The sequence below is a fragment of the Candidatus Poriferisocius sp. genome, from assembly GCF_965208475.1.
GTDB lineage: Bacteria > Actinomycetota > Acidimicrobiia > Acidimicrobiales > Bin134 > Poriferisocius.
Window position 1 is genome coordinate 1,205,460 of the sequence record NZ_OZ242338.1, and the last position, 16,379, is coordinate 1,221,838.

Annotated in this window: 17 protein-coding genes and 1 tRNA gene; 8 read left to right on the plus strand and 10 right to left on the minus strand. The window is 65.1% G+C overall.

Going from position 1 to position 16,379, the window contains the following annotated elements; all coding sequences use genetic code 11:
* Positions 1-20: 20 nt before the first annotated feature.
* Positions 21-1,220, minus strand: coding sequence for an amidohydrolase family protein (locus ACOGXA_RS05640; protein ID WP_419926297.1), 1,200 nt, complete (start codon positions 1,218-1,220; stop codon positions 21-23).
* An 84-nt stretch (positions 1,221-1,304) separates the two neighbouring features.
* Here ACOGXA_RS05640 and ACOGXA_RS05645 point away from each other — a divergent pair, with 84 nt between their 5' ends.
* Positions 1,305-2,126 carry an enoyl-CoA hydratase-related protein gene (locus tag ACOGXA_RS05645; RefSeq protein WP_419926298.1) on the plus strand — a complete coding sequence of 274 codons (822 nt, stop codon included), beginning with the start codon at positions 1,305-1,307 and terminating at the stop codon, positions 2,124-2,126.
* A 148-nt stretch (positions 2,127-2,274) separates the two neighbouring features.
* On the opposite strand, the gene ACOGXA_RS05650 is transcribed toward ACOGXA_RS05645, so the two are convergent.
* The gene (locus ACOGXA_RS05650) at positions 2,275-3,534 is read right to left on the minus strand and encodes a DUF222 domain-containing protein (RefSeq protein ID WP_419926299.1); all 1,260 of its coding nucleotides are present in this window, start codon (positions 3,532-3,534) and stop codon (positions 2,275-2,277) included.
* Positions 3,535-3,739: 205 nt separating this feature from the next.
* Between ACOGXA_RS05650 and ACOGXA_RS05655 the strand changes: the two genes are divergently transcribed.
* The 3 genes from ACOGXA_RS05655 to ACOGXA_RS05665 are packed head-to-tail and all read left to right on the plus strand — an operon-like array spanning position 3,740 to position 8,990.
* A complete protein-coding gene (locus ACOGXA_RS05655; protein ID WP_419926300.1) occupies positions 3,740-8,164 on the plus strand; it encodes a type ISP restriction/modification enzyme in 4,425 nt (1,474 codons plus the stop codon).
* Entirely contained in the window at positions 8,161-8,286 is a 126-nt protein-coding gene (locus ACOGXA_RS05660) for a hypothetical protein (protein ID WP_419926301.1), read from the plus strand. Before ACOGXA_RS05655 ends, ACOGXA_RS05660 begins: the two co-directional genes overlap by 4 nt.
* The gene (locus ACOGXA_RS05665; RefSeq protein WP_419926302.1) at positions 8,283-8,990 is read left to right on the plus strand and encodes a type ISP restriction/modification enzyme; all 708 of its coding nucleotides are present in this window, start codon (positions 8,283-8,285) and stop codon (positions 8,988-8,990) included. The genes ACOGXA_RS05660 and ACOGXA_RS05665 overlap by 4 nt, the downstream gene beginning before the upstream one ends.
* Positions 8,991-9,031: 41 nt before the next feature.
* Here the strand turns inward: ACOGXA_RS05665 and ACOGXA_RS05670 are convergent, their stop codons facing one another.
* From ACOGXA_RS05670 to ACOGXA_RS05685, 4 genes are all read right to left on the minus strand, one after another.
* Complete coding sequence (locus ACOGXA_RS05670; protein ID WP_419926303.1) at positions 9,032-9,454, minus strand: hypothetical protein; 423 nt, start codon at positions 9,452-9,454, stop codon at positions 9,032-9,034.
* A gap of 129 nt (positions 9,455-9,583) precedes the next feature.
* Positions 9,584-9,892, minus strand: coding sequence for a type II toxin-antitoxin system PemK/MazF family toxin (locus tag ACOGXA_RS05675; RefSeq protein ID WP_419926304.1), 309 nt, complete (start codon positions 9,890-9,892; stop codon positions 9,584-9,586).
* The gene (locus tag ACOGXA_RS05680; RefSeq protein WP_419926305.1) at positions 9,876-10,136 is read right to left on the minus strand and encodes an antitoxin; all 261 of its coding nucleotides are present in this window, start codon (positions 10,134-10,136) and stop codon (positions 9,876-9,878) included. The genes ACOGXA_RS05675 and ACOGXA_RS05680 overlap by 17 nt, the downstream gene beginning before the upstream one ends.
* A gap of 64 nt (positions 10,137-10,200) precedes the next feature.
* A complete protein-coding gene (locus ACOGXA_RS05685; RefSeq protein ID WP_419926306.1) occupies positions 10,201-11,364 on the minus strand; it encodes an aromatic ring-hydroxylating oxygenase subunit alpha in 1,164 nt (387 codons plus the stop codon).
* A 77-nt stretch (positions 11,365-11,441) separates the two neighbouring features.
* Between ACOGXA_RS05685 and ACOGXA_RS05690 the strand changes: the two genes are divergently transcribed.
* The 4 genes from ACOGXA_RS05690 to ACOGXA_RS05705 all read left to right on the plus strand — a co-directional run bounded on the left by ACOGXA_RS05690 (position 11,442) and on the right by ACOGXA_RS05705 (position 14,212).
* Positions 11,442-12,209: a hypothetical protein gene (locus tag ACOGXA_RS05690; protein ID WP_419926307.1), complete on the plus strand. Its 768-nt coding sequence runs from the start codon at positions 11,442-11,444 to the stop codon at positions 12,207-12,209.
* A gap of 4 nt (positions 12,210-12,213) precedes the next feature.
* Complete coding sequence (locus tag ACOGXA_RS05695) at positions 12,214-12,978, plus strand: SDR family NAD(P)-dependent oxidoreductase (RefSeq protein ID WP_419926308.1); 765 nt, start codon at positions 12,214-12,216, stop codon at positions 12,976-12,978.
* A gap of 65 nt (positions 12,979-13,043) precedes the next feature.
* Positions 13,044-13,727, plus strand: a complete 684-nt coding sequence (rpe, locus tag ACOGXA_RS05700) for a ribulose-phosphate 3-epimerase (RefSeq protein WP_419926309.1) — start codon at positions 13,044-13,046, stop codon at positions 13,725-13,727.
* A 2-nt stretch (positions 13,728-13,729) separates the two neighbouring features.
* Positions 13,730-14,212, plus strand: coding sequence for a hypothetical protein (locus ACOGXA_RS05705; RefSeq protein WP_419926310.1), 483 nt, complete (start codon positions 13,730-13,732; stop codon positions 14,210-14,212).
* Here the strand turns inward: ACOGXA_RS05705 and ACOGXA_RS05710 are convergent.
* The 4 genes from ACOGXA_RS05710 to rph all read right to left on the minus strand — a co-directional run bounded on the left by ACOGXA_RS05710 (position 14,190) and on the right by rph (position 16,280).
* Positions 14,190-14,780, minus strand: a complete 591-nt coding sequence (locus ACOGXA_RS05710) for an ATP-dependent Clp protease proteolytic subunit (protein WP_419926311.1) — start codon at positions 14,778-14,780, stop codon at positions 14,190-14,192. The two genes, ACOGXA_RS05705 and ACOGXA_RS05710, sit on opposite strands and share 23 nt — an antisense overlap.
* Positions 14,781-14,858: 78 nt before the next feature.
* Positions 14,859-14,943 (minus strand) — tRNA-Leu (locus tag ACOGXA_RS05715).
* Between the two features lie 12 nt (positions 14,944-14,955).
* Positions 14,956-15,552 (minus strand): RdgB/HAM1 family non-canonical purine NTP pyrophosphatase, encoded by a 597-nt coding sequence (rdgB, locus tag ACOGXA_RS05720; RefSeq protein WP_419926312.1) that lies wholly within the window; start codon positions 15,550-15,552, stop codon positions 14,956-14,958.
* Positions 15,549-16,280 carry a ribonuclease PH gene (rph, locus tag ACOGXA_RS05725; protein WP_419926313.1) on the minus strand — a complete coding sequence of 244 codons (732 nt, stop codon included), beginning with the start codon at positions 16,278-16,280 and terminating at the stop codon, positions 15,549-15,551. The genes rdgB and rph overlap by 4 nt, the downstream gene beginning before the upstream one ends.
* Between the last annotated feature and the right edge of the window lie 99 nt (positions 16,281-16,379).

The window sequence follows — 16,379 nt, forward strand, 5'->3', positions numbered from 1 at the left end:
CGGGCTGGCGCCGAGGGGCGTCAGGCGGGTTGGAGCTGGTTCAGCTCGGTGACGTTGTCAAGGAGGATCTTCTTTTTGGTGGCGTCGTCGAAGCCTTTGTCCTTGAGCTCCACCAGATAGTCCAACGGCTGGGGCATGCCCTCGATGTGGGGCCAGTCGCTGCCGAAGATCACCCGGTCGGGCCCCATGTAGTGGACCACCTCGGCCACGTCGTCCTCCCAGAAGGGATTGATCCACACGTGTTGGCGGAACAGCTCGGACGGGTCCTCCTTGAACCACCCGATGTTCTTCTTGGCCGCCTGGCCCAGCTTGCGGAACATGTCGCTCAAAAACTGCGACCCGTTCTCCACCGAGGCCACCCGCAGGTTGGTGAACCGCTCGAAGAGCTTCTCCAGCGACAGGGTTATCAGGTAGTCGTAGGCGGCCCGCTCGATGTTGTAGGCCTTGATGCTGGGCTTGAACTTGCGCTGCTTGGCCATTCCGGCTGAGGCGAAGCCGTCCACGTCATAGCCCTGGGTGGTGTAGCCGCTGTCTCCGGCGTGGACCACCGCGCAGATGCCGGCCTCGTTGACCCGGGCCCAGAACGGGTCGAAGTGCTCGTCGCCCGGCGACTTGAACCCCTCTGAGGTCCACACTGCGGCCGGGCGCATCACGATGGTGCGGGCCCCCTTGGCCAAAGCCCACTCCAACTCTCGGCAGGCCCAGTCCACATCGCCCAGGGCAATGTAGGGGGCGGCGTAGATGGTGTCGCGGTAGGCGAAGCCCCACTGCTCGTCCAGCCATCGGTTGAACCCACCGAACAGGGCGCACACCGCCTCGATGTCCTCTCTGATGAGCTCCTCGTAGAGCACGCCCAAGGTGGGGAACAGCCACACCGACTGGAGCCCCTGCTCGGCCACCTTGTCCACCCGGGCGTCGCGGTCGTCCACGTAGTAGCGGGGCAGCGGCTCCCGCTTGCTCAGCATCTCCGCGGGATTTCGGCCCTCGGGGTTGCCCCGGAAGTAGTCGTGCATGGCGCCGGGCATGGCGATGGGATCCCAGGTGGGGTTCACCACCGCGTGGCTGATCTTGCCGCCCACCAGGTGGTAGCGGCGGCCGTTCACCTCGGCCCACTGCACGCAACGGGGCTGCATGGCCGGGTCCACATGGCGGGTGAAGGCGTCCACTGCCTCGTAGTAGTGGTTGTCGCAGTCGAAGGGGATGTAACCAAGCTCGTCCACAAAACCAGGCTACCGCCGGTCTCTTGGCAGTGCCTGCTTGGACAGCAGTCTCTAGACCTTGGCGGACGCGCTACCTTCAGCCCTATGTCGGAAACCCCAACAACCGGGATCGCCATCCTTGCCGAGGACCGGGAGCGAGTGCGCTACATCACCTTGAACCGCCCCGAGCGGCGCAACGCCCTGACCATGGCCCAGCTCGGCCAGTTCTTCGATGCCCTGGCCGACGCCGATGCCGCCCCCGACATCGGCGCCATCGTGATTCAGGGAGCGGGTGGGTCTTTCTGTTCAGGCATAGACCTCGACCCCGCCGAGATCGACTTGGACTACGACTCCCGCTCCTTCGAGCAGGAACTCGCCCTGGTGGAGCCATTCCGCAGGTTCGAGGAAATGTGGCGACTGCGAACCCCGACAATTGCCTCAGTCCACGGCTATTGCCTGGCGGTAGGAACCGACATCGCCTTTCACGCCGACATGACGGTCTGCTCAGAGGACGCCAAATTCGGCTACCCCATCGCGCGATCCATGGCCTCGCCCTCCACCCACATGTGGACGTACCTGGCCGGACCCCAGTGGGCCAAGCGTCTGCTGCTGACCGGCGACATGATCGACGGCACCACCGCGGCCCGGGCCGGTTTCGTGCTGGAGGCCGTGCCCACCGGCGAGCTGGCCGATTACACCCATGCGCTGGCCCGCCGCGTGGCCACCGTTCCCGCCGACATCTCCGCCGCCAACAAGGCCATCTGCAACAAGGTCATCGAGCTGATGGGCCGAACCATGGCCCAGGAGCTGGCCCGCGAGCACAATGTAATCGCCCACCAGTCCCCCGCCGCCCAAGAATTCGGCCGCATAATCCGCACCAAAGGCTTCAAAGCCGCCCTCGCCTGGCAATCCGAGCAATTCGGTTAGCGGCCAGCCCTACCTAACGATTCGCCATTTCCCCATAACCCCATTAGATCCCCATTCTCACCGGCAGCCGGTCGATTTTCTCCAAGGTCAGGAGTACGGGTTGGCGGTCGTGCAGGCTGCTGCGGTCGTGCGCCGGTAGGCGCCGTGGTCAGCTGAGTAGCACCGGTTGGCGGTTGGCCGGGTGTCCAGTGCTGGTTCCTGTTTCGGGGAATGGGTCGGCCTCCTGAGAGTGCGTGTCGGATTTGGATTGCCAAGGCCGCAGGTGGGCGTAGGGTTTGGGCGGGGGTCTGAGTTCGTAGGCGCCGTTGTCTCTCCGGTGTACTTGCCAGCCGTCGTCGTGGATGTTGTGGTGGCAGGTTGTGCATACCAGCACGAGGTTGTCGATGTCGGTGCGGCCGCCCTTGAACCACTCTTCGATGTGATGGGCCTCGCACCATACTGCTGCTCGACCGCATCCGATGCAGTGCCTGTCTCGAACGATGAGAGCGGCCCGCTGCGCCTCGGTAGCCAGCCGGTGTTTGCGTCCCACCCAGAGTTCCTGATTCTTGGTGTTGAACACGCAGGGCAGAATGTCGGCGTTGCAGGCCAGCCGCAGCGCCTCAGACATGGGCAGCAGGTCGCCGTCGGGCAGGCGCACATCAGCAATCTGGCTGTTGACCATGTCCCACTGTGCGGTCAACACCAGCGTGGTTCCCTGAGGCTTGCTGTCGCCGGCATCGGCGCAGATCAGGCTCTCGAGCGCGTCGGCGAGCCGCTGGTCGAAGCCTGTCTTATCATCGTTGCGCAGTCGGCGCTCTTCGGCGGCCAGCGCGGCCTCGATCTTGTTACCCGCCAACGGGTCGAAGCGGCCGTTAAGGATGAACATGCCGTCGTCGGGCGACTTGAAGAAGCTGACCGACCGCCGCTCCCGCTGCTTCTCGAACAGCGACTTCCCACCATCGTCGGATTGTTGGTGCTGGTGGTCGCGCAAAGTCCGGGAAAAGGTGCCGAAATCCTCGCGGCGGGCCGCCTCCACCAGCACCGCCTCATCGACCGGCCCCCGGGAGGCTGCCTTGGCGATCTGCTTGGCATGGGACACGGGAATCTCCCCGGCACCCAAAGCGTCGAGCGTCTCGGGAACCCGGGAGAGCTGAGAGGCCGTCTCCACCTCCCGGCGAGCCTGCTGCTTGGAAGCCTGAAGCTCATCCAACACCACACGACGGGCCAACCCCTCACCACCCCGGCTGGCGTACTCGGCCAGCGCAGCCGTCTTCATCGCCGCCAAGCGAGCCTCGGCTTTCTTGATCAACCCCAACTGCGCCCGCAACCCCGACAACGACAAAACACCGACATCCACCGCCTCCGGCCAAGCCACCTGAGATGACACCTCAACCGTTCGTGTCCCCTGATCACAGGACATAAACTCCATACATGCAAGTATACCGACCCCAGTGACAACAACTGTCTGAATATATGGACTTCAATAATTATTCCTTGTTATAGCTTAGATTGTGCTTGAACATATCTAATATGGCCCACATTCTTCTCGCCTCGATGGGAGCGAATTCCTCCCCGGCACGCCGTCAGTATTCGTCTCGGCAGTGCCATCCGTGCTTGGGTAGTGTGACCCCGCGATGACCCCCCCCCCCCCCCCCCCGCAGGTTCAGTCTGGAGACAGTGACGGGTTAGGCCGGGGCCTGTTCGAGGAGTTGCGGGGGCGGTACACCACGGCACAGGAGCGGGGCCGGGTGTTCGAGCGGCTGATGCAGTACTCCTTTCTGCGGCATCCGGGCGAGTACGGGCCAAGCCGATTCAACAACGTGTGGCGGTGGATGGAATGGCCCGACCGGGAGGCTCACGGATACCGCCAGGATGTGGGCATCGATCTGGTGGCCGAGCAAACCGAAGCCTCGGGCGGAGGGCTTTGCGCCATCCAAACCAAGTTCCACGAAACCGGGGCCATCGACAAGGCGGCTATCGACTCCTTCATCTCCGCGTCGAGCGCCGAGGTGTTCTCCCGGCGGATTTTGGTGGTCACCTCTTCGCTGACCGCCCCTGCTCAAACGATGGTTTCGAAAACATCGCCTCGCTGCGAGGTGCTCTACGGCGCCGACATTGAAGACTGGCCCACTGATTGGTCGGAGTTCCTCGATGCCCCCGAAACGCTGGCTTTCGCCCCTACCCTCCATCAGCCGTTTCCGTACCAGGCCGACGCGGTGGCCAAAGTTGTCGCCGGGTTCAACAGCCGCGACCGGGGCAAGCTGGTTTTGCCGTGCGGTACCGGCAAGTCGGTGGTGGCGCTGTGGATCGCCGAGGAGGTGGCCGGGCGGGGCGGGCGGGTGCTTTATTTGGTGCCGTCTATCGCCTTGATGGGCCAGACCATGCGGGAGTGGGCCCGCCAGCGCGATCCCGAAATCGCCCACCGCTACATCGGCATCTGCTCAGACACCCGGGCAGGCCGCAACGACGAGGACGCCGACATGGCCGAGTTGGCCATGCCGGTGACCACCGACCCTGGTCAGATTGCCGAGAAGTTGTCAATCGAAGACAAAGAGGCGATGTCCGCGGTGTTCTGCACCTACCAGTCGCTGGAGTTGGTGGCCCAGGCACAGGCCGACGGGGCTCCGGCGTTCGATCTGGTGTTGTGCGACGAGGCCCACCGCACCACCGGCATCCAAGAAGCCGCCAACGCCAGCGCGTTCACACTGGTCCATGATGAGGACGAGGTGCTGGCCGACAAGAGGCTCTACATGACGGCCACCCCCCGCCTGTACACCGACCAGGCCAAGGCCAAAGCCGCGGGCCACGCCAAAGACTTCGACGTGTACTCGATGGACGACGAGGCGGTTTATGGCCCCGAGTTCTACCGCCTGAGGTTCGGCGACGCGGTGGAAGGCGGCCACCTCACCGATTACAAGGTTCTGGTGATCGCGGTGGCCGAAGACCCGGTGCTTGAGGGCTTCGACGACCTCGAGGTCAGCGGGAGCGGCAAGCGGATCAAGGTGGATGAGGCGGTGAAGCTGACCGGCTGCTGGGACGCACTGGCCGATCCCACCACCCGCACACCCGAGGGCCGCATCACCGGACAGGTCAACCCCGAAGAAGCGGCTCGCCGGGCCATCGCCTTTACCAACACCATCCGCAATTCGCAGCAGGTGGAGCAGTACTGGGGGCCGGTGGCCGACCTGATCTCCCCTTCTCACAAGGTGAGCGTGGAGCTGCTGGCCTGCGAGGTGCGCCACACCGATGGGGCTAAGAATGCCCTGGAGCGGGCCAACGTGATCTCCTGGCTCCAGCAGGGAGATGTCGGCGGCGGCTGCCGGATTGTGACCAACGCCAAGTGCCTCACTGAGGGGGTGGACGTTCCCGCCCTCGACGCGGTTTTGTTCGTCGAGCCCAAGCGCTCGCAGATCGACGTGGTTCAGGCCGTGGGCCGGGTCATGCGCCGCTCTCCCGACAAACAGACCGGCTATGTGGTGCTGCCGGTAGTGGTGCCGTCGGGATCGAACTTGGCCGACGACGCCGTGCTGTCGGGCTCCGACTTCAAACAGGTGTGGAGCGTGCTGAAGGCGCTCCGCTCCCACGACGACCGGCTAGACGTGGCCATCAACACAGCAGACCTCACCGGCCGTCTTCCTGTGACAATCCTGCCCGGCGCAGGCGTGTGCCCAGACTGCGGCCAAGCCGGATGCGACGGCGGCCAGGAATGCGACGACCGCTGCCGGGTGAGCGCGACTGTCCAGGGCCGGCTGCCGTTCGAGCACGCTGTGGCCTCCAAGCTGGTGGAGAAGTGCGGCGACCGCCAGTACTGGAGCCGTTGGGGACAAGAGGTAGCCCGGGTCACCGCCACCATCGCCGCCCACATCCGCCAAGCCCGCCGCGACGATCCGATCCTGGCCGACGCGTTCAGCCAGTTCACCGAGGCGATGAGGGCCACCATCGGCGAGCACATAACCGAAGAGTCGCTGGTGGTGATGCTGGCCCAGCATGTGGTGACCATCCCGGTGTTCGACGCCTTGTTCTCCGAGAGCGGCTTCGCCGACCGCAACCCCATCTCCAAAGCCCTAAATGAGCTGCTCGACGAGTTCAAAGCCCAAGAGGTGCGCCTGCGAGACGAGACCAGAGACCTCGACCGCTTCTACCAAAGCGTGGAGAACCGCCTGGCCGGCGCGGTCGATGGCGACACCCGCATCAAAGTGATGCTGGAGGTGTACGAGACCTTCTTCAAAGAGGCCATGCCCGACGCGGTGCAGCGCCTCGGCATCGTCTACACCCCCGTAGAGTTGGTGGATTTCATCTTGCGCTCCGCCGACGCCGTGCTCCGCCAGGAGTTCGGGCGGGGCCTCACCGACGAGGGCGTCCACATCCTCGACCCCTTCACCGGCACCGGCACCTTCATCAACCGCCTGCTCACTATCAAGGACGGCAACGGCGACTACCTGATACGAGACGAAGACCTTGAGCGCAAGTTCACCAACACGCACCACCCGCTGGTTCCCGGCGAAGGCTCACTCCATGAGATCCACGCCAACGAGGTGGTGCTTCTGGCCTACTACCTGGCCGCCATCAAGATCGAGGAGGGCTACCGGGAGCGCACCGGCCACTACGAGCCGTTCACCGGCATCGTGCTCAACGACACCCTGGCCGCCAACGACCACAGCCGCCTACCCGGCACCGGCCCCATCCGCTACAACAGCGCCCGCGCCCAGCAGCAAAGCGAACTCCCCATCCAAGTAATCCTCGCCAACCCTCCCTGGTCCGCTGGCCAAAAATCCGCCGGCGACGACAACCCCAACATCGACTACCCAGCCCTGGAAGAACGAGTGCGGACCACCTACGGAAAACGCCACCGAGAGATTACGGGACGAGGGGCGGGCAAGTCGGCCGGCAATCTCTACGTACAAGCCATCCGCTGGGCCTCCGACCGGCTTGGCAACCTCGACAGCGCCGGCCCCCAGCCCGGCGTGATCGCCTTCGTCCACCCCAACTCCCTGTCCAACGCCACTTCCCTCGCCGGCATGAGAGCCGCCCTCCGAGACGAGTTCACCGACATCTACGTGGTCAACCTGCGGGGCGACGCCATGAAATCCGACGAAGAGCGCGCAAGAGAGGGACAGGTGATTTTCGGCATCGAAATCCGCGAGAAGTCAGAAGTCCGAAAAGGAACAGGGTCGCGCAACGGCGTGCAGATCACAGTGCTGGTACGCAACCCGGCCAAGCCACTTGACCGGCCCGCCACTCTGCACTACGCCGAAGTCTCCGAGCGCTCCACCCTGAAACAGAAATTCGAATGGCTGGCAAGCTTGGGAGACGCTACCAGCAGCGAATTCGAGACCGTACCCGTCATCCAGGCCCACGACTGGATCAACCTCACCGACGGCAGCTTCAACGACTTGATGCCGGTGTGCTCACTCGGCGGCCGAGCCGCTAGAGACGACTCTGCGGTTGGAGTCCATGGTCTCGGTCTCGCTACCAATTTAGATGTTTACGTGTACTCGTTCTCCCGGGAAGCACTCGAAGAGCGAGTTCAAAACCTGATCGACGCCTACAACGACGCCGCCGAGTACCTCGCCGCCGATTTCACAGTCGATGAATGCACCCAGAACGAAAACCTGTCGCTCATCAAGTGGACCGGCACGCTCCGCCAATCCCTGAAGAAAAACGAGAATATGGTCTTCGACGAGTCCCGCATCCGCGAAGTTCTATACCGCCCCTTCACCAAACTCTGGCTCTACGAAGACCACCGCATCCTCTCCAGCGTGAAAACTGTCTCCGCAATGTTCCCGAGAGAGAGAGAGAGAGAGAGAGAGAGTTTGCCTCGCCGCTCCGAACAACCGGGCAATCTTCTCGGCTCTCGCCACCGACACCATCCCCGATCTCAGCGCCAACGGAACCAACCAGCCCACCCGAGCCGTCCCCCGACGGAGGCGATCATGATGGCCGGGCCGTCGAACATGGCGATCTTCGGGGTGCTGGCCTCACAGACCCTGCCCGACCTGCACCTGATGGGGCCAGGCCAGCAAACCCGGGCCATGCCCAACCAGAGGCCATCCTGTTGAGCAGCCCTTCCAACCGCACCCGGTTCGCCGCGCTGGCCGTCGCCCTCCTGGCCGACCTTCACGCCGTGGATCCCGCCGGGCGCGCCATTCCCCGCCAGACCCACCTAGGTGGGCAGACATGAACGAGCCCCTCGGACTCGACTTGAGCCAATCCCCCGGCCCGCTCACCCTCGACCTGGATGTGCCCCAAGACCCCGATGACACCGACAACATCACCGACTGGTGCCTCGAGCAGTTCCACAAGCGCTACGGCAACCACATCACCAAAGACGACATCTGGGAGTACCTCTACGGGGTGATGCACGCCCCCGACTGGCGGGAGCGCTACAAGCACGACCTCCAGCGCAACCTGCCCCGCATCCCACTGGCCGACGACTTCGAGGCGTTCCGGGCCGCGGGCCGAGCGCTAATGGACCTGCACGTCAACTACGAGACTGTCGACGAGCACCCGGCCACCTGCCTGGTAGACGGGCAACCCGACGAGGGAGACGCCGACCCGGCCGCCTACCGGATCGACAAGAAGATGCGCTGGGCCAAAGAGGACAAGAAAACCGACCGCTCAACCCTGGAGATCAACCACCGCTGCAAACTCGTCGACATCCCCGCCGAAGCCCACCACTACACCGTATCGGGCCGCACCCCCATCGACTGGGCCATCGACAGCCTCCGCCACAAACACGACAAACCCTCCGGCATCACCGACGACCCCAACGGATGGCACACCTGGGCCGACGAACCCTTCAACCTCATCCGCCACCTCCGCCGACTCATCCACCTCTCCGTCGAAACCACCCGAATCGTCAACAGCCTGCCGCCCTCGCTGTAGGACTTGCCGATTGCATACCAGTGGGATCTGTGGAAGCCCGATCAGGCGGCTTCGGCGTTGCCGTCGTAGGGGGGTGAGGGCCACTGTCGCAAAAAGCCCTCAATGTGGGCCAGACGCTCCCGCGTCTCTCCTAGGCTCTCAGCCAACTCCCGGTGGTTTTTCTCCATCAGCTCCCGGTTCTCCCGGATCAGCTCCCGGTTCTCCCGGATCAGTTCCCGGTTCTCCCGGCAGAAGTCACGGTTCTCGGCGCGGCCTTGCTCGATTAGCTCCCGGTTCTCCCGACTGGACTTCTCGATTAGCTCCCGGTTCTCCCGGCTGGACTTCTCGGTGAGCTCGTACATGAGACTGCGGGTCTTGTTGTTGTCGTTGTGCAAATAGCGCATCATCCCCAACACGAATGCCAGCATCGGTCCGAGCACTGCGGCCAGAATCGGCGCCAGATCGCTGAGTGGCACTACTTCCACGCCCCTCAACCTACCGCACCCAGGGGTTCAACACAACAATAATATGTTTTGATGCTTTTCCACCCCTCTGCATCAGAGGCGTCTGTTCAGCGCTGGGGGGAAGTGGATCAAGTCGGGCTCCGCCCACCGTTAGCACCCGGTAGCAGCCTTGAGCACCTGGCAGGCCTCATTCATGCGGGCAGGGCTGAGCTGGGCGACCCGCCGTCGAAAGGCGCTGCGAGGGAGGGTGTTGATGTTGTCGAAGCTGACTACGCATTCCACGGGCACGCCGTCCTCAGGGGTCAAAGGCAGTTCAGAGGCGATACCCCGGATTGTTTGAGTTAGCTCAGCGGCGACCACACCGCCGATGCGGGCGGCAACCGGGTCGCGGGTGAGCACGAGCACTGGGCGGTCGCCGCCCGGGGTTTGGGCGAACCAGATCTCACCCCGCTGCGTCATCGTCAATCACCCAGTCGGACCAGTCCTCGGCCGGGAGCCAATATTGGACATTGGTAAACGCCAAGTCCTCCTCGGCAACCGGCATCTTCTCGTAAATCTCAGCGTCGCGAACTGCCAAGATGGCGTTGATGTGGCGGCGCAGCGCTTCGCGGAACAGTTCGGAGAGGGCAACGCCAATGGATTCTGCACATTCCCTAGCTCGCGCCGCCTCTTCTGGAGCAACCCGGAAGCTGAGCATCGTCATACATATGCACCCTATTGCATGACGCGAGCGGGCACAAGCCCCTCCTGCCCTTCAATCAGGGCTTTTACCCCGCCCCAGCTTGTTGGTTCCCACCTTCGAGCAGTTCATCCAACGCTTGGTGGAAGTGGATTAGGGCTACTTCGTGGCGGCCGACCAGGGTTTCATCGACCAAGCCCGAGTCGAGGGACTGCTGGATCTTGACGGCTTGGGGAAAGTCCTCATCGGCGCCCACTTCTTGATGCAGTTCCAGGGTGCGCTCGTAGTGGCGTTGGGTGCGGTCGGTGGGCGGCTCGGGGGTGTAGAGGGTCATGGTTACGTCGGTGCGGTCGACGGCGGTGGGCAGAAATTGATACACCGCGAAGTGATCCACGCTGTGGCTCAAGATGGTGTTGGGGGCGATCAGATACTCCACGGTGGCCCGGCTGAGCAGATCCCACTCGTCTTCCGGCACCTCGGCCAGTTCCAAGACCGACTTCTGGCAGGTCTGGAACCGCAGATTGGGGCCGTACCCCTGGTAGGTCATGGGCTGGGACAGGTAGTAGCGGCCCACCGTGGAGCGGTGCAGCGAGAACACGTGGTACGACTCCAAGAACGTGTCCACCAGCAGCTTCCAGTTGCAGGGCCAACTCGACTCCCACCGGTCGAACGGGACGTATTGGCCCACTCCGAAATCGCCGAGGTCTTGGGCGGCATCGCCAACGAGTTCGGCGGCATTGACCGGATCGCCGCCCTCAGGCCGCACGAACACCAGCCCGCTGGCCTCCCCCACCGGCGCCGGCACCAGGCCAAGCTCCGACTCGTCGGTCTCGGCGAACCCCTCTCCCGCCTGGGGACGGGCCAGCAGCGAGCCGTCGAGACGATAGGTCCAGGCATGGAACGGGCAGCGAAGCGACGATGCCCCCGTCCCGCACCCGCTCACCACCGAAGACGCCCGGTGGCGACACACGTTGCGGAATCCCCGCAGCACCCCGTCGTCGCCCCGCACCACCACCAGCGGCACTCCGCCAGCGGTGAGCGACACAAAATCACCCGCAGACGCCACCGCTCCCGCCAGGCAGGCCACCACCGGGCGGCGGCGGAACAGGGCCTCCCGCTCGGCCTGCCAGTGATGCTCGCTGACATAGACCTCAGCAGGCAGCACCAGCATGTCGTCGGCCAGCTGGGTGGTGCCGGCGGCGTTGTGGTCCAAGAGCTCCCGAATGAGCTTCACCTGGGTCTCGCGCCGCACGCTCGCAGCCTACGCCGGTAACGTCGGCGGATGATGCAGCCGCGCCATACGAACTCCAACCGTCTGGGAACCCCAGCATGAACCGAGACCTGTACCTCTACGAGGTGGTCGACATCATCGGACAGGGCCAGTACGACTACATGGAACACCTGTGGCAAGACCCGGTGCTGCGCATGCCGGAGATGTTCGGGCTCCAGGGCGCGTTCTACATCCTGGGCGCGGGCGGGGGGCGTTGGCCCCAGGTGATCAACATCTGGGACATCGGATCGGAGGGCTGGAAAGGCCTGGCCAAGAACCTCGACCGGCTCAACTTGAAGCGGCGAAAGGCGTTCTACGGCGACTGGTGGGACGAGGCCGCCCAGTGGCGCTCCGGCGGTTTCGACCGGTTGTGCGGGGGCGTGCCGGGCAGCCCCACCACCACCGAGATCGCCGAGGCCGGCATCACCGGCACCCTGTTCGTGAACGAGATCATCACCGTGCACCCTGGCGCACCGCTGGAGTTCTTGGCCGCGGTGGCCCAGGAACGTGTGCCCCTCATGGCCGACTACGGCCACCGTCCCACTGGGCTGTATGAGGTGCTCAACAACCAGCACGAGGTGGTGATGGTGTGGGCCACCGACATCGCCTCCCACGTCACCCTCCGCCAGAACCGGGACACCACCCGCGGCCTGTGCGATGAGGGCACCGCCGACGATCGGATCACCGCGTGGGAGCGACGCTCGGCTGAATACGTCACCGGCGGCGACACCCACCTGATGACCCCCCTCCCCCGCACGGTTTACGGCCCCGACGACTGGGAGGACGCCAGCCTGGAGAATTGGCTGGCCGCCCAGGAGCAGGATTGACGCGATGACGGACAAGTTCGACCTGACCGGGCGGGTAGCCATCGTTACCGGGGCCTCCCGGGGAATCGGCCAGGCCCTGGCCCTGGGGCTGGCCGAGGCCGGGGCCAAGGTGGTGGCCGCCAGTCGCACGCTGGAGGCCTGCCAGGCCCTGGCCGACCAGATCACCGCGTCAGGCGGAGAGGCCATGGCCGCCGAGCTCGACGTCGGCCGGCTATACCAGCATCAGCCGCTGCTGGATGCCGCTATGGAGCGCTTCGGCCGCCTCGATGTGCTGGTCAACAACGCAGGAGTGCTGCGCCCGCATCTCACCACCCGGGTCACCCCCGAGGAGTTGGACGACATCTTGGCCGTGAACCTCAAAGGGCCGCTGTTCTTGTCGCAGGCCGCGCTCGAGCACCTGGCCGCCGACAGTGGCGGGTCGATCATCAACATCGGCGCGCTGGGCGCCTTTCAGCCCATGGAGGGCATCGGCGCGTACTGCGCGGTCAAGGCGGCCATGGCCAACTGGACCACCACCATGGCCCGGGAATGGGCCAGCCGAGGGGTGCGGGTGAACCTGCTGGTCCCCGGCCCGGTGGCCACCGACATGATCCTGCCCCGGGATCCTGAGGCCCGGGCCAGCTTCGAGCGAGAGGTGGCCACCGACACCATCTTCGGCCGCCTCGGCGCGCCCGAAGACCTTGTGGGCGCCGCGGTGTTCCTGGCCAGTGACGCCTCGTCGTTCATGAGCGGTCGACCGGTGTTCGTAGACGGCGGCATGCTGCGCTGAACTGCCCACCCCGCCCCGAGGGAAAGGTGCGCTTTTCGCGCGCCGCCACCGGGTAGGGTCGGGACATGGCCCCTGAACCCTTGCCAGAGGTCTTGATCGCGCCCTCGGTTCTGCCCGCCGACTTCGCCCGCTTGGGCGAGGAATGCATCGGTTTGGAGAAAGCCGGCGCCGACCGGATCCACTGGGATGTGATGGACGGGCGCTTCGTTCCCAACCTCACCTTGGGCCCCGATGTGATCGCCTCGGTGCGGCCCTTGGTGTCGCTGCCGTTCGAGGCCCACCTGATGGTCGAGGAGCCCCACGAGCTGGCCCCCCGCTACGCCGAGGCCGGCTGCGAACTGCTCACCGTCCACGCCGAAGCCTGCCCCCACCTGCACCGCACCCTGGGGGCCATTCGAGAGCTGGGCATGGAGGCCGGAGTGGCTCTCAACCCGGCCACCCCGGCCTCGGCGGTGGCCCATGTCCTCGACCTGTGCCGGCTGGTGCTGGTGATGACCGTCAACCCCGGCTGGGGAGGCCAGTCTTATATCACGGCAATGGAGTCCAAGGTGGCCGAGGTGAGGGCGATGATCGACAAGGGCGGACATCAGGCGGAGGTAGAGGTGGACGGCGGCATCGGCCCGACCACCATCGCCGCCGCGGCCGGTGCCGGTGCCGATGTTTTCGTGGCCGGCAGCGCGGTGTTCACCCACGAATTGGGGTTCAATCGCGCCATCAGCGAGTTGCGAGAAGCGGCCACCGCCCGCTGAGCATGCCTGTGGCCCGCCGCCGGCTGCCGATTGGGGCGGTGCTGTTGCCCGCGATTGCCGCATTGTTGTTGGCCGGCGCGGCGTGCGGAGGCGGGGACCAGATCGAACTGTCCGCGTTCTGCGAGAAGCTCAGCGCCGCCGCCGCGCCCGAGGGCGCCCTGGCGTCGCTAACCCCGAGCGACCCCGATGCCGCCGAGGTGGCCGCCGAGGAGCTCGACCGCCTGCATCGGGCCGCCCCATTGGAAATCAAGCCGTCGCTTGCGGTGGTGAACGACACCGTGAGCCTGGTTCTGGCCGCCTTCAGCGACTCCGAAGTGTCCGGCCAGGATTCCTTACAGAGGATGGATGCCGAGATGTCCGCCTATGCCGAGGCCGCCACCGAGTTGGCCCGGTTCGCCGCCGACCACTGCGGCTTGGAGCTCAACCCCGAGACTCCGTCCATCGTCTTCGACTCCGACCGGATCAGAGCATCTCCCCGCGCTTGACTATGACGTGGTCGATGATGCCGTATTGCTTGGCCTCTTCCGCGGTGAACCAGCGGTCGCGGTCGGAATCGGCCTCCACCTGCTCGATCGTTTGGCCGGTGTGGGTGGCAATGCGCTCAGCCAGCAGAGTCTTGACGTAGGCGTGCTGCTCGGCCTGAATGGCGATGTCGGTGGCCTGGCCCCGAACACCGCCCGAGGGCTGATGCATCATGATCCGGGCATGGGGCAGGGCGTAGCGCTTGCCGGGCGCCCCGGCACACAGCAGAAACTGGCCCATCGAGGCGCCCAAGCCCATGCAGATGGTTCCCACGTCGGGGGCGATGAACTGCATGGTGTCGTAAATGGCCATACCCGAGGTGACCGACCCGCCGGGCGAGTTGATATACAGCCAGATGTCCTTCTCGGGATCCTCGCCTTCCAGGTATAGAAGCTGGGCGGTGATGTAATTGGCGATGTCATCGTCCACGGCGGTTCCCAGGAACACGATGCGGTTCTTCAACAGCCGGTTGTAGATCTCGAACGCGCCGCGCTCGGGACTGCCAGGCTCGAACAAGGCGGGGTTGGTCATGGCGCCAATCGTACCGGGCTGTCGCGCTCCCTCGGCCACCCGGTCGCCCAAGACGAGCACCGGCCAACGGTAAAAAAGTGCGCCAGGTGGGATTTGAACCCACACGGGCTTGCGCCCACAGGGACCTAAACCCTGCGCGTCTGCCGAATTCCGCCACTGGCGCGGCGCAACCAGGCTACAAGCCCAACTCAGCGGCCAAAGCCTGAAATGCCCGGCCTCGGTGCGAGATGGCGTTCTTCTCGTGGGCCGACATCTCGGCAAACGTCCGCCCGTCTGCCCCGTCGGGAACGAACACCGGGTCGTAGCCGAAACCCTGGTCTCCCCGGGGGGCCTCGGCGATGGTGCCGGCGATCACCCCTTCGGCCTGCGCCTCGGCGCCGTCGGGAAAAACCACCACCGCCACGGTGCGGAAGCGGGCCGACCGCTCGGTCGCCCCCTTCATCTCGGCCAGCAGCCGAGCGACGTTGTCGGCATCGTCGGCGCGCTCTCCGGCGTAACGGGCCGACCGCACCCCCGGCGCGCCCCCCAAAGCGGCCACTTCCAGGCCGGTGTCGTCGGCCACCGCGGCCTGGCCGGCGTGGGCGGATACCGCCTCGGCCTTCAGCCGGGCGTTGGCCGCCAAACTGTCGCCGTCCTCCACCACCTCGCCTAGGTCGTCGGGCCGGGGGAGCAATTCCACCGCGGCGCCCAAGATGGCCTCGATCTCGGCCAGCTTGTGGGGATTGGCGGTGGCGGCAACCAGCTTCGGCCGGGAATCCGGGGAAAGGCTCAACGCGAAGCGGGCGGGGAGTCCAGCAGCCGGTTCTGAAGGCTGATGATCTGGCTGATCCCCGAGCTGGCCAGGTCCAACAGCGCGTCAAGGTGGTCTCGATGGAACGGCCGGCCCTCGGCAGTGCCCTGCACCTCCACGAACCGGCCTGATTCGGTCATGACCACGTTCATATCCACTTCGGCGGCCACATCCTCTTCATAGGGCAGGTCGAGCGACGGAACACCGTCGATGACCCCCACCGACACCGCGGCGCAGGCCTCGATCATCGGATGGTCCTCGACCTGACCGGCGGCCATGAGCCGGGTGAAGGCGTCGTGCAGCGCAATGTAGGCGCCGCTGATGGCCGCGGTGCGAGTGCCGCCGTCGGCTTGCAGCACGTCGCAGTCGCAGACCACTTGGCGCTCGCCGAGCTTGGCGGCATCGGTCACCGAGCGGAGCGAGCGCCCGATGAGCCGTTGGATCTCTTGGGTCCGACCAGACTGCCGGCCCCGAGCCGCCTCTCGGTTGACCCGCTCGGGGGACGATCCCGGAAGCATGGAGTATTCCGCGGTGACCCAGCCTTTTCCGCGGCCCCTCATCCAACGGGGTACAGACGAGTCCACCGACGCAGTACACAAGACTCGGGTACGGCCGAACGAGACCAGCACCGAACCGTCGGCCATCTCGGTGAAGTCCCGCTCAAAGCTGATGGGCCGCAGCTGGTCGGGCGTTCGGCCATAGCTTCTCATATCGCTTCCCTAATGCTTCGTGCCAAGAGGAACGGCCTCGACTCTGGCGGGATGAGTCGAGGCCGTTCGGCTGGAGCTGCGCTCCAGCATGGTGGTGTG

Coding starts and splice junctions, on each gene's coding strand:
- ACOGXA_RS05695 (WP_419926308.1), top strand. CDS start 12,214: ATGACGGACAAGTTCGACCTGACCGGGCGGGTAGCCATCGTTACCGGG.
- ACOGXA_RS05645 (WP_419926298.1), top strand. CDS start 1,305: ATGTCGGAAACCCCAACAACCGGGATCGCCATCCTTGCCGAGGACCGG.
- ACOGXA_RS05665 (WP_419926302.1), top strand. CDS start 8,283: ATGAACGAGCCCCTCGGACTCGACTTGAGCCAATCCCCCGGCCCGCTC.
- ACOGXA_RS05710 (WP_419926311.1), bottom strand. CDS start 14,780: ATGACCAACCCCGCCTTGTTCGAGCCTGGCAGTCCCGAGCGCGGCGCG.
- rpe (WP_419926309.1), top strand. CDS start 13,044: ATGGCCCCTGAACCCTTGCCAGAGGTCTTGATCGCGCCCTCGGTTCTG.
- ACOGXA_RS05690 (WP_419926307.1), top strand. CDS start 11,442: ATGAACCGAGACCTGTACCTCTACGAGGTGGTCGACATCATCGGACAG.
- ACOGXA_RS05650 (WP_419926299.1), bottom strand. CDS start 3,534: ATGGAGTTTATGTCCTGTGATCAGGGGACACGAACGGTTGAGGTGTCA.
- rph (WP_419926313.1), bottom strand. CDS start 16,280: ATGAGAAGCTATGGCCGAACGCCCGACCAGCTGCGGCCCATCAGCTTT.
- ACOGXA_RS05675 (WP_419926304.1), bottom strand. CDS start 9,892: ATGACGCAGCGGGGTGAGATCTGGTTCGCCCAAACCCCGGGCGGCGAC.
- ACOGXA_RS05705 (WP_419926310.1), top strand. CDS start 13,730: ATGCCTGTGGCCCGCCGCCGGCTGCCGATTGGGGCGGTGCTGTTGCCC.
- ACOGXA_RS05680 (WP_419926305.1), bottom strand. CDS start 10,136: ATGACGATGCTCAGCTTCCGGGTTGCTCCAGAAGAGGCGGCGCGAGCT.
- ACOGXA_RS05655 (WP_419926300.1), top strand. CDS start 3,740: ATGACCCCCCCCCCCCCCCCCCCGCAGGTTCAGTCTGGAGACAGTGAC.